Source organism: Micromonospora sp. NPDC005254 (assembly GCF_042872525.1).
Taxonomy (GTDB): domain Bacteria; phylum Actinomycetota; class Actinomycetes; order Mycobacteriales; family Micromonosporaceae; genus Micromonospora.
This window is the reverse complement of the sequence record NZ_JBIAKM010000002.1, coordinates 816,520-828,196: the sequence shown is the minus strand read 5'-3', so window position 1 is coordinate 828,196 and position 11,677 is coordinate 816,520. Positions and strand designations below refer to the sequence as shown.

At 72.8% G+C, this 11,677-nt stretch carries 10 protein-coding genes and 1 pseudogene; 1 reads left to right on the top strand and 10 read right to left on the bottom strand.

Annotated elements, in window-relative coordinates:
• Nucleotides 1-88: 88 nt before the first annotated feature.
• The 8 genes and pseudogenes from mutM to rsmD all read right to left on the bottom strand — a co-directional run bounded on the left by mutM (nucleotide 89) and on the right by rsmD (nucleotide 5,635).
• Nucleotides 89-946: a bifunctional DNA-formamidopyrimidine glycosylase/DNA-(apurinic or apyrimidinic site) lyase gene (gene mutM, locus ACFYPR_RS09455; protein ID WP_354863220.1), complete on the bottom strand. Its 858-nt coding sequence runs from the start codon at nucleotides 944-946 to the stop codon at nucleotides 89-91.
• Nucleotides 947-1,178: 232 nt separating this feature from the next.
• A pseudogene (gene rnc / locus ACFYPR_RS09450) lies at nucleotides 1,179-1,895 on the bottom strand (ribonuclease III); the annotation flags it as partial.
• On the bottom strand, nucleotides 1,892-2,878 hold the full coding sequence (locus ACFYPR_RS09445; protein WP_354863221.1) for a phosphate acyltransferase PlsX: 987 nt from the start codon (nucleotides 2,876-2,878) through the stop codon (nucleotides 1,892-1,894). The gene ACFYPR_RS09445 and the pseudogene rnc, both read right to left, overlap by 4 nt.
• A gap of 114 nt (nucleotides 2,879-2,992) precedes the next feature.
• Nucleotides 2,993-3,166, bottom strand: a complete 174-nt coding sequence (gene rpmF, locus ACFYPR_RS09440; RefSeq protein ID WP_030335284.1) for a 50S ribosomal protein L32 — start codon at nucleotides 3,164-3,166, stop codon at nucleotides 2,993-2,995.
• Between the two features lie 5 nt (nucleotides 3,167-3,171).
• Nucleotides 3,172-3,735 (bottom strand): DUF177 domain-containing protein, encoded by a 564-nt coding sequence (locus ACFYPR_RS09435; RefSeq protein WP_139587729.1) that lies wholly within the window; start codon nucleotides 3,733-3,735, stop codon nucleotides 3,172-3,174.
• A 110-nt stretch (nucleotides 3,736-3,845) separates the two neighbouring features.
• On the bottom strand, nucleotides 3,846-4,343 hold the full coding sequence (locus ACFYPR_RS09430) for a hypothetical protein (protein ID WP_234590503.1): 498 nt from the start codon (nucleotides 4,341-4,343) through the stop codon (nucleotides 3,846-3,848).
• 243 nt (nucleotides 4,344-4,586) lie between these two features.
• Nucleotides 4,587-5,075, bottom strand: a complete 489-nt coding sequence (gene coaD / locus ACFYPR_RS09425) for a pantetheine-phosphate adenylyltransferase (protein WP_354860053.1) — start codon at nucleotides 5,073-5,075, stop codon at nucleotides 4,587-4,589.
• On the bottom strand, nucleotides 5,072-5,635 hold the full coding sequence (rsmD, locus tag ACFYPR_RS09420; protein ID WP_387259314.1) for a 16S rRNA (guanine(966)-N(2))-methyltransferase RsmD: 564 nt from the start codon (nucleotides 5,633-5,635) through the stop codon (nucleotides 5,072-5,074). Before rsmD ends, coaD begins: the two co-directional genes overlap by 4 nt.
• Before the next feature lie 305 nt (nucleotides 5,636-5,940).
• On the opposite strand from rsmD, the gene ACFYPR_RS09415 reads away from it, so the two are divergent.
• On the top strand, nucleotides 5,941-7,461 hold the full coding sequence (locus tag ACFYPR_RS09415; protein WP_354860058.1) for a cell wall anchor protein: 1,521 nt from the start codon (nucleotides 5,941-5,943) through the stop codon (nucleotides 7,459-7,461).
• 149 nt (nucleotides 7,462-7,610) lie between these two features.
• On the opposite strand, the gene recG is transcribed toward ACFYPR_RS09415, so the two are convergent.
• Entirely contained in the window at nucleotides 7,611-9,809 is a 2,199-nt protein-coding gene (recG, locus tag ACFYPR_RS09410; RefSeq protein WP_354860060.1) for an ATP-dependent DNA helicase RecG, read from the bottom strand.
• Nucleotides 9,806-11,419, bottom strand: a complete 1,614-nt coding sequence (locus tag ACFYPR_RS09405; RefSeq protein WP_354860062.1) for a DAK2 domain-containing protein — start codon at nucleotides 11,417-11,419, stop codon at nucleotides 9,806-9,808. Before ACFYPR_RS09405 ends, recG begins: the two co-directional genes overlap by 4 nt.
• Between the last annotated feature and the right edge of the window lie 258 nt (nucleotides 11,420-11,677).

Here is an 11,677-nt window from a genome sequence, read left to right as displayed (position 1 = left end):
CATCAACCCGCGATTCGGGCGTACGCCGGGGTGTGGCCCGGAGCGTCCGGCCGCGACCCGCCGGTGCCGACCCGGAGCCAGCTCCGGGTCATCCCCGAAGGGCACCCCGAGGCCGGGGCTGGCAGCGCGGGCAGCTGTACGAGGAGCGGTTCATGAACGACTCGCGGCGGATCGGCGCACCGCACCGCCGGCACGGCTCGCCCTCCCGGCCGTAGGCGTTCAGCGCCCGGTCGAAGTAACCACTCTCGCCGTTGACGTTGACGTAGAGGGCGTCGAAGCTCGTGCCGCCCTCCTTGATCGCCTCAGCGAGCACATCGCGGACGTGACCGAGCAGGCGCTGCGCGGCCGGGCCGGTCAGCGCGTCGGTGGGGCGGGCGCCGTGCAGCCCGGCGCGCCAGAGCGCCTCGTCGGCGTAGATGTTGCCCACGCCGGAGATCAGCGTCTGGTCGAGCAGGGCCCGTTTCACCTCGGTCCGCCGCCGGCGCAGCGCGGCGACGAACGCCGCGTCGGAGAACTCCGGGTCCATCGGGTCGCGGGCGATGTGCGCGATCTCCGCGGGGAGGTCCGCGCCGCCCTCGCTGACCGCGAGCCCGCCGAACGTGCGCTGATCGACGAAGCGCAGCTCGGGCCCGTCGTCGGCGAACCGGAACCGGACCCGCAGGTGGGTCTCGTCGGGGGTGCCGGGCGGCTGGAGCAGCAACTGACCCGACATGCCGAGGTGCCCGATCACCGCGTCGCCGCTGTCCAGCGGGAGCCACAGGTACTTGCCGCGTCGGCGCACGTCCACGATGGTCCGGCCGGCCAGCACGTCGGCGAAGTGCGCGCCGCCGGGGACGTGCCGCCGGACGGCGCGCGGGTGTCGCACCTCGACCGAGGCGATCCGCCGGCCGGTGACCCACTGGGCCAGCCCCTGCCGGACGGTCTCCACCTCGGGCAGCTCAGGCACGACGTACACCCGTCTCGTGGCCACTCGGGGCCTCGGCGTCGCGGGCCTCGGTCGGGCCGCCGCCGTTGGCGGACGTCTGCCGCTCGGGCGGGGTCTGCTGCTCCGCCACATCGGCCGGCATGGCCTGCGCCAGGTGGTCGGCCACCTCGGCCCGGGCCGCCTGCTCGGCGCTGTCGGGCGGCCCGAACGACTCGTCCTGGTCGGACCTGTTCTGCTGGTCCTGCTGGGCGTTCTGCTCGTGCTGGTCCGTGAGCATCCGCCAGGCCGCCTCGGCGGCCCGCTGCTCGGCCTCCTTCTTGCTGCGCCCCTCCGCGCCGCCGTACCGGTTGCCGGCCACCACGACCCAGGCGGTGAACGTCTTGAGGTGGTCCGGTCCGGTGCCCTCGATCCGGTACTCGGGCACGCCGAGACTGAGCGCGGCGGTCAACTCCTGGAGGCTGGTCTTCCAGTCCAGGGCGGCGCCCCGGCCGGCCGACTCGGCCATCAGCGGGTCGAAGAGCCGGTGGATCACGATCCCGGCGGTGTCCAGCCCGTACTGGAGGTAGATGGCGCCGAGCAGCGCCTCCAGGGTGTCGGCGAGGATGCTCGCCTTGTCCCGGCCACCGGTGGTCTCCTCGCCCTTGCCGAGCAGCAGGTATGCGCCGAGGCCGTCCGGGCCCAGGCCGCGGGCCACGTCGGCGAGCGCCCGCATGTTGACCACGCTCGCCCGCAGCTTCGCCAACTGGCCCTCGGGCAGGTCCGGGTGGTTGTGGAACAGCGCCGTGGTGATCACGACGCCGAGGACCGAGTCACCGAGGAACTCCAGCCGCTCGTTCGTCGGCAGGCCACCGTTCTCGTACGCGTACGAGCGGTGGGTCAGCGCGCGTTCCAGCAGGTCCGGCTCCAGGCTGACGCCGAACGCGGCTTCCAGGTGACCGACGGACGCCCGCCGCCGCTTGTCGTTGCTCATGATGTGCGTACCTCGGTGTCGGTGGAGCGGTCGGTGCGGTCCGTCGCGGCGTCGCCGTCGAGCAACGCGGAGACCAGTTCGGTGGCACGCCGTCGCCACAAATGGGCGGCGAGAGCGATGCCGGAGGCGACGTCGTCGGCGCGAGCGGAGCCGTGGCAGACGACCACCGTCCCGGCGACGCCCAGCAGGGCGGCGGCCCGGGGCGCGCCGCCGACGACGGGCGGGCCGCCGGCCATCGCGTACGCGCCCTCGATCGCCTTGAGCAGCACGTTACCGGTGAAGCCGTCGGTCACCACCACATCGGCGCGCGCGCCGAGAGTCACGTCGTACCCCTCGACCAGGCCGACGTAGCGTGCCCCGCAGGGCAGCGGTTCGACGGCGAGCAGGGGGTCGGTGGCACGGCGTACCCGGTCGCCCTTGCCGGCCTCGGTGCCGACTGAGAGCAGGCCGACCCGCGGCGCGACGACCGAATGGGCCACCGCGGCGTACGCGGCGCCGAGCACGGCGTGCCGGGCCAGGGTGGCGGGGCGGGGCTCCAGCGAACCGCCGACGTCGAGCAGCACCACCGGCCCGGCGACCGCGGGCAGGGTGGCGACCAGGGCGGGTTGGCGGATCTCCGGCCAGCGTCCGAGCCCGAGCACGGCGGCGGTGACCGTGGCGCCGGTCGCGCCGGCCGAGACGAGGGCGTCGGCGGTGCCGTCGCGGACGGCGGTGACGGCGGCTCGGACGGTGCTCTCCGAGCGGGCCGCGCTGGGATGGTCGGCCATGCCGACGGCGGCTCGGACCGGTCGGACCGTGATCCGGGCCCGCTCGGGCGGGGCGAGGGCAGCGATCAGCGCGTCGGCGACCTCGGTCGGGCCGACGAGCAGCAGGTGCAGATCGGGATCGGCGCGCACGGCCCGCAGAGCGCCGTCAACCACGACGGCGGGAGCGTCGTCCCCGCCGAGGAGGTCAACGGCGATCCGCGCGGTGCCCGGCTCCATCGGTACGCCGGCCGGATTGGGCCGGCCGGCGTCGGAGGGAGCCGGGGCACCGGGCGTTTGCCAGGGTGCGCGCGCCGCCCGACCTGGGGTCGGGGGCGTCACTCGGCGTCCAGGTCAGACCTCGAGAACCTGGCGGCCGTTGTAGGTGCCGCAGACGGAGCAGGCGGCGTGCGGCAGCTTCGGGGACTTGCACTGCGGGCACGCGACGGTCGCGACCACGGTCGCCTTCCAGTTCGCCCGGCGGGACCGGGTGTTGCTGCGCGACATCTTGCGCTTGGGGACGGCCACGGTTCTTACTCCTCTGTACGGGTCAGTTGCGACAGGCCCGCCCAACGCGGGTCGATCTGCTGGTGACTGTGGTCGGCCGGCAGATCGTCCCAGTGCGCCCCGCATTCGGGGCACAGTCCAGGGCAGTCCTCCCGGCAGAGCGGGTTGGTCGGCAGCGTGAGCACCAACGCGTCCCGCAGCGCCGGCTCCAGGTCGATCAGATCGCCCTGCATCCGGCCCACCTCGTCCTCGTCGGTCGTGGCGTCCGTGGTGCTGTTCTCGTACGCGTACAGCTCCTGGATCGTCACGGCCATCGATTCGTTGATCTCGCGCAGGCAACGCCCGCACTCGCCCCGGATGGGACCGGTGATGGTCCCGGAGACGAGCACACCCTCGGACACCGACTGCAACCTCAGATCGAGGTCAAGGTCCGCGCCCTCCGGCACGCCGATCAACTCCACACCGAGGTCCGTCGGTGCCGGCACGACCCGCTGGACCTCACGCAACGCGCCAGGGCGACGCGGCAGGTCCCTCGTGTCGAGGACCAGCGGCGACCTGGGGTCGAGTGTCGATGGCGAGTGCTTGGGCATAGTCAGACTCCGGCCGGTGAGAGGCCGACAAAAAAGGTTACCTGGGCGACCGCCGGACCGTCGAACCGGGGGGACGCCTGTGGCGAGAATGTCGGCTGGTGAAGTGCCGCTCAGAAGGGTAGCGGGCGTTCCGCCTCATCCCCACCGAAGGTGCCGATCTCCCGCAGCGCGTGCATCTTGTCGCGGCCCCGCTCTATCGAGGCGAGAGCCCGGGTGAGGAACTGTTCGAAGTTGGCCAGCGCGGTGTCGACGTAGTCGTCGACCTCCTCGCGCAGGCGCTGCGCCTCGGCGCGGGCCTCGGCGATGATCCGGGCGCCCTCGTGCTCGGCCGATACGGTGATCTCGTTCACGGAGACGAGGCGGGCGTGTTCTGCCTCACCCTCGCTGATGATCCGGTCCGCCTCGCGCTTGCCGGCGTCCATGATCTTGTCGCGCTCCTCCAGGAGCGCGGCGGCTCGACGCAGGTCGGCGGGGAGGTCGGCGCGCATCTCGTCCAGGGCGGCGATCATCTCGCCCCGGTCGACCATGCAGTTGTTGCGCGACATCGGGACGGAGCGCGCCTGCTCCACCATGGCGATCAGTTCGTCGATGCGATCGAGCGGGTCCACCGGTACCTCACTCCTGTCGTTCGTCGGCCGACCTCCATGATGCGGGCCACGGCCGGGTTCCTGCTCGACCAATCATGTCGTGCCCGCCCCACCGCCGCCCCACTCACCCCAACCCGGCGAGTCGCGACATGGTCACTCCCCGCCCCCCGCACTCCCTCCCCCGCGCCGACCTTGCGCTTTCGGTGGCGGCAAAGCAGCGCGAAAGGGGGCGAACCGGGAACGGTACGTGCGAGATCGGCCGGGTCAGGTCAGGGGCGGGGGGCCCAGGCGGGACTGGAGGGCCTCGCGGACCGGGTCCGGGACGTGGGCGGAGATGTCGCCGCCCCACTTGGCCACGTCCTTGACGAGGCTGGAGGAGAGGAACGAGTAGAGCGGGTTGGTCGGCATGAAGAGCGTCTCGACCCCGGCCAGCCCGATGTTCATCTGGGCCATCTGCAACTCGTAGTCGAAGTCGCTGACCGCCCGCAGCCCCTTGATCAGCACGCTCGCCTGCTGGGCGCGGCAGAAGTCGACGAGCAGCCCCCGGAAGGACTCGACCCGCACGTTGCCGTACGAGGCGGTCACCTCGCGGAGCATCTCGATCCGTTCTTCGACGGTGAACAGGCCGCTCTTCGACTGGTTGATCAGCACGCCGACGATCACCTCATCGAACAGCCGGCTCGCGCGGCCGATGATGTCGAGGTGTCCGTTGGTGACCGGGTCGAACGAGCCGGGACACACCGCACGTCTCATGATCGGCGACCGTACCAAAGGGTGGTCTCGCCGTACCGGCGACTGCGCTCGGGGGTGATCCCCTCCACCCACTCGAACTGCCTGGTGCGACGGGACCGCTCCACCACCACCAGCGCGTCGGGCGCCAGCCAGCCGCCGTCGACAAGCGTCGTCAGCAGCGCGGTGATCTCCGCGTCCGGCACGGCGTAGGGCGGGTCGGCGAAGACCACGTCGTACGGGCCACCGTCCGGGCCGGCAGTCAGCACCGTCGCCACCTTGCCGGTGACCAGCCGTACGGCCGGGCCGGCCCGCAGGGTCGCCACGTTCTCCCGGATCACCCGGGCCGCCCGCGGATCGGACTCGACCAGCAGGACGTGTCGGGCGCCCCGGGACAGCGCCTCCAGCCCGACCGCGCCGGAACCGGCGTACAGGTCGGCGAAGCGGGCGCCGTCGAGGTCGACCTCGGACTCGACGGCGCTGAACAGCGCCTCCCGGACCCGGTCGGACGTGGGTCGGGTGCCGGCGCCGGGCGGCGCGGCGATCCGCCGGCCACCGAGCGTCCCGGCCACGATCCGGGTCACCGTTTCCTCCTGCTCATGACCCCGACGCTACGCGACCCTTCGGGGCCGCTCTCGACACGGTCGGTACCGCCAGGAGAATCACGTGATCACTTCTCGTATATCAATGATCTCAAGTTCATAACATCAGTCTTAGCAAATCCTGAGCGCTGTATGACGCGCGGCGATATCGCTAGGGTCTGCCGGGTGCCGACGGCCAACCCGCCGGCCCACGGCTCGGGAGGGCGCCTCTCCGATCGGACGTGCAGCGACCGTCCACTGTCACTCTCGTGCCACACCCCCAACGCTTCAGCACTCCAGGAGTACCCGTGATCCGTCCCAAGCTGTCGCTCCGGCGACCGCTGGCCATCCTGGGAGCCGCCCTCGTCGGCCTCACCGGGGTCGCCGCGGTAGCCACCCCAGCCAGCGCACACCACAACACGATCACCGCCACCGCCAGCTGCGACCGGCAGACCGGTGAGCGCGTGATCACGTGGAAGGTGGTGAACAGCGAGGTCAACAAGGGCGCGACGCTCCGCAAGGTGACCGCCGAGCCGAACACCCCGGTGACCGTGACCATGGAGGACGGGAAGACCGTCCCGCTGCAGGGCTGGGTCACCCCCGAGGGCTCCTTCGTGCTGGCCACCCAGCGCGTGCCCGGCAACACCACCAGCGCCAAGCTGACGGTGGACGCCCGGTGGTACAAGGAGGGCAAGAAGACCGAGAAAAACATCAACGACGGCAGCATCAACCTGGCCGCCGACAACGCCTGCACGCCGGCGCCCAAGTGCGTCGAGCTCGACAAGGCCACGTACAGCCACACGTTCGACGGCCCGAAGGGCACCGCCACCGTCAAGCTCGACGGTGACCTGCCGCTCTGCGGCGACGGCAAGCAGTACTTCACGCTGGTGTCGTACTTCGCGCCCCGGCCGCAGTTCGCTACCCCGCAGTACGTGTACGGCACGCCGGACAGCGACTTCGTCAGCGCCAAGCAGACCGAGATCACGCTGAACGTCGAGATCCCGGACTGCCACACCCAGGTCGACCTCATCTGGGGCGGCGAGGACCAGGTCATCGACGAGATCGTCGACGGCGGCAAGCGCTACGACAACAAGAAGCTCGGTTCGCCGGGCGCCCCGGGCAACCGCTCCAAGGGCCCGCAGGGCTGGTACAACGGCGGCAGCAAGAGCTGCGCCACCCCGGCCTCGACCTTCGCGTCCAACTGCGACGGTTCGGTCGCCGTGTCGCTGAGCAACGACGGCAAGATCAGCAAGTACGCCGTCGAGTTCGAGGTCAAGGGCGAGAACGGCTTCACCAAGAAGGTCTCCGTCGCCCCGGGCAAGGCCGACACCAGCATCGTGGTGCCCGCCGCCGACGCCGGCAAGATCGAGGTCCTGGTCGACGGCAAGGTCATCGAGAACGGGACGTACTCGTGGGCACGCCCCGAGGACTGCCCGCTGCCGGCCGTCACCACCAAGGCCGACTGCAAGGAGTTCGCCCTCACCGTGACCAACCCCAAGGGCGGCATGCCGGTCAAGGCGACGTTCACCTACGGCGACAAGACCGAGACCCGTACGGTCGCGGCGGACTCGTCGGAGACGGTGACCTTCAAGGTCGGCAAGTCCGAGACCGCTCTGGTCGCCCTGCCTGACCTGGACCTCGAGCTGCAGGCGGCCTACGCGCCGGAGGGCGACTGCGGTGGCTCGGGCGGCGGCGGCGAGGACGAGCCGGGCCTCCCGGTCACCGGTGCGGCGGCGGGCGGCATCGCCGCTGGCGCGATCGCCCTGCTGATCGCGGGCGCGGTGCTGTTCGTCATCGCCCGTCGGCGTCGGGTGACCTTCACCGCCTGACCTGACCTGCGCTGAAGCCCGAGGGCGCGTCGACCACCCGGTCGGCGCGCCCTCGGTCTGTGCAGGAGATCGGCTCGGAAACCAGAAAACCGGGGTGTCACCGTGGTCGGGACACCCCGGTTTCCGCGAAACCGGTCAGCGAGGAGCGCTCAGCCCTTCTCCAGGTACTCCGCGCGGTCCTCGTCGACGAGCGCGGCGACCGACGCGGCCAGCGCCGGGTTGCGGATCAGCTCCGGGTCCTCCTCGACCAGGGTGATCGCCTCGGCACGGGCGTCGCGGATCAGGTCGGCGTCGCGTTTCAGGGACAGCAGCCGCAGGTGCGAGCGGTGCCCGGACTGGGTGGCGCCCAGCACGTCACCCTCGCGGCGCTGCTCCAGATCCAGCTCGGCGAGCTTGAAGCCGTCGCTGGTGGACGCCACCGCGTCCAGCCGTTCGCGCGCCGACGAGCCCTCGGCGGCCTCGCTGACCAGCAGGCAGAGCCCGGCGGCGGCACCCCGGCCGACCCGACCACGCAGCTGGTGCAGTTGGGAGACACCGAAACGGTCGGCGTCCAGCACGATCATCACGGTGGCGTTCGGCACGTCGACACCGACCTCGATCACCGTGGTCGCCACCAGCACGTCCAGGTCACCGGCCGCGAAGGAGCGCATCACCGCGTCCTTCTCGTCGGCGGGCAGCCGGCCGTGCAGGACCCCGATCCGCAGCCCGTGCAACGGCCCCTCGGCCAGCAGCGGGGCCACCTCGGTCACGGCGAGGGGCGGCCGGCGGCCGTTGTCGTCCTCGGGCGGCGGCTCCTCGTCGGACGTCGGGCCGTCACCGATTCGCGGGCACACCACGTACGCCTGGTGGCCGGCGGCCGCCTCCTCGCGCAGCCGGCGCCACGCCCGGTCGAGGAAGGCCGGCTTCTCGGCGGCCGGCACCACGTGCGAGGCGATCGGCGACCGGCCCCGGGGCAGCTGGGAGAGAGTGGACACCTCCAGGTCGCCGTAGACGGTCATCGCCACCGTGCGCGGGATCGGGGTGGCAGTCATCACCAGCGTGTGCGGCGGCTGGTCGGCCTTGGCGCGCAGCGCGTCGCGCTGCTCCACGCCGAAGCGGTGCTGCTCGTCGACCACCACGAGGCCCAGGTCGGCGAAGTCCACCCCCTCGTAGAGCAGCGCGTGGGTGCCGAGCACGATGCCGGCGTTGCCGCTGGCCACCTCGCCGAGCGCCCGTCGGCGGGCTGCCGCGCTTAGCGAGCCGGTGACCAGCTCCACCCGGGTCGCGTGCTCGGCGGAATCCAGCTCACCGGCCCGCCCGAGGGGCCCGAGCAGGTCGAGCATGCCCCGGTGGTGCTGCGCGGCCAGCACCTCGGTAGGGGCCAGCAACGCGGCCTGCCCGCCCGCGTCGACCACCTGGAGCATGGCCCGCAACGCCACCACCGTCTTGCCCGAGCCGACCTCGCCCTGCAGGAGCCGGTGCATCGGATGCGCGGCCGCCAGGTCGGTGGCGATCTCCACGCCGACCTCGCGCTGACCGGCCGTCAGCTCGTACGGCAGTCGGGCGTCGAAGGCGTCCAGCAGCCCACCCGTGCGTGGTGGGCGGGGCCGGGCCGGCCAGTCGGCGGCCCGGTGCTTGCGCTGCACCAGCGTCAGCTGGACGGCGAACGCCTCGTCCCACTTGAGTCGTCGCCGCGCCCGGTGCAGCGCCTCCTTGGTGGACGGCCGGTGGATCTCCCGCAGCGCGGGGCCCAGGTCGACGAGGTTGCGGCTGGCGCGGACGGAGGACGGCAGCGGATCCTCCGGCGGGGTGAACGTGTCCAGCACGACCCGTACGCAGCGGGCGATCACCCAGGTCGGGACGGCCGCCGCCGCCGGGTACACGGGAATCAGCGCGCCGGCGAACTCCTCGATCTCGTCGCTGACCGCCGCCTCGCCCTCGCCGCCCTCGCCGAGCAGCACGTACTCCGGGCCGTTGAGCTGGCGTTTGCTCCGGAACTCGGTGACCTTGCCGGCGAACAGCCCCCACCGGCCCGGACGCAGCTCCCGTTCGCGCCACGCCTGGTTGCCGAAGAACGTCAGCGTCAGCAGGCCGCCGGAGCCGTCGCCGACGGTCACCTCCAGCAGGTTGCCCCGGCGCTGGCGCATCGGCCGTACGGTGGTGCGCTGCACCTGGGCCAGCACGGTGACCTGCTCACCGACGTCCAGCGACCGGATGTCGGTGTGCTCGCCGCGCTCGTCGTAGCGACGCGGGAAGTGGTAGATCAGGTCCCCCGCGGTGTGCAGGTCGAGGTGGGCGGCCAACGCCTTGGCCGTCTTGTCCCCGACGAGCTTCTTCAACGGGGTGTCCACCGTGGCCGGCTCGCTCATTCGACCCCCACCAAAAGCGGATAGAACGGCTGGCCGCCCGGGTACGCCTGCACCTCGACGAACGGCCAGCGCCGCGCGACGTGCGCGCGGACGGCATCGGTGAGCCCGGCGGGGGCGTCCACCCCGGCCAGCAGGGTGACCAGCTCCCCGCCGCCGCCGAGCATCCGGTCGACCACTGCGGCGCAGGTGTCGGTGAGGTCGGTGCCGATCAGGTGCACCTCCCCCTCGACAAGCGCCAGCACGTCACCGGGGCGGCACGGGCCGGCGACCGTCAGCGCCTCCCGACTGGCGTGGCAGACCTCGGCGTAGCGGCAGGCGCCGGCCGCCTCGGCCATCGCGATCACGTCGTCCTCGAAGCGACGGGTGCCGTCGCGGACCGCCAGGGCCGCGAGGGCCTGCACCGGCGAACGGGTCGGCACCACGCTCACCTTGATGCCGTGCCGGTGCGCCTCGCGGGCCGCCGCGCTCGCGACCGCCTCCGTGTTGGGGTCGTTGGGCAGCACCACCACCCGGGCCGCCCGGGTGCTGCGCACGGCGTCCAGCAGCTCACCCGTGGACGGGTTGCCGGGCACCACAGTCGCGCCCTCCGCGGCGAACAGCTCCGCGATCCCGCGGCCGGTGGCCACCACCACGGCGGCCCGACCGTCCTCGGTCGGGCCGGCGGACGGCTCCGGCTGGTCGGCGAAGCGGGTCACCGAGATCCGGTACGGGCGGCCGGCGGCGACCCCCGCCTCGACCGCCGCGCCCACGTCGTTGACGTGCACGTGCACGTTCCAGGTGCCGCCCGGCTCACGCCCGTCACCGACGACGACCAGCGAGTCACCCAGCGCCTCCAGGGTCCGGCGCAGCACGGCCACCGCGTCGGCGTGGGCGTCGAGCAGGAACTGCACCTCGTAGGCGTACTCCTCGGAGCCGGTCTCCCGCGCGACGGTGGCCGCCGGGCGGGCGGTGCGCGGCGGCGGCGCGAGCCCTGTGGCGCCCTCCCCGGTGAGCACCTCGACCAGGGCGTCGAGCAGGACGCAGAGCCCTCGCCCGCCCGCGTCGACGACCCCCGCGCGGGCCAGGGCCGGCAGCTGCTCGGGCGTACGGGCCAGGGCCTCGGCCGCCGCCCGCGCCGCGCCGCGGGCCACCGCGGGCAGGTCGTCGCCGCCCACCTGCTCGGCGCCGGTGGCGGCCGCGGCGACGACGGTGAGCAGGGTGCCCTCCACGGGACGGCCGACCGCCGTGTACGCGGCGGCGGTCGCGGCCCGCAGCGCGACGGCCAGGGCCTGCCCGCGCACCACCGGCACGGCCACGACGGCGTCGGCGAAGCCGCGCAGGATCTGCGAGAGGATGACCCCCGAGTTGCCCCGGGCGCCGAGCAGCGCGCCCTGTGCCATCAGCCGCAGCGCGTGCCCGTGGGCGGTGGGGCCGCTGTCGGGGAGGGTGTCCAGGTCCATCGACAGGGCCTGCTGGGCCGAGGTGAGGGTGAGCACCAGGTTGGTGCCGGTGTCACCGTCGGGCACCGGAAAGACGTTGAGCTCGTCGATCTCGCCCTGGTGGCGCTTGAGCGCGGCCAGCCCGCTCGCACACCAGCGGCGGACCGCGGCGGCGTCGAGGGTGTCCAGCACGGCCAGAAGCCTACTGTTGCGCACCGACACGCGTCGGACTCGTCCGGCGTGTCCGTCCGCGCCCGGTCCGACGGCGCTCCCGGGCCGGGTCGACGCCTCCGGTACGGTTGCCGCCGGGCCGGCCCACCGGCCCACCAGCAGGCCCGGGCCGGGCCGTGCACGACCGCCCGACCGGGTCGGTTGGCCGGGTCGGCGGGTCATCGGGTAACCTGACCAGGTTGCCCGGGCAGCGCCTGCCGGCGACCTCATGAACGTTTC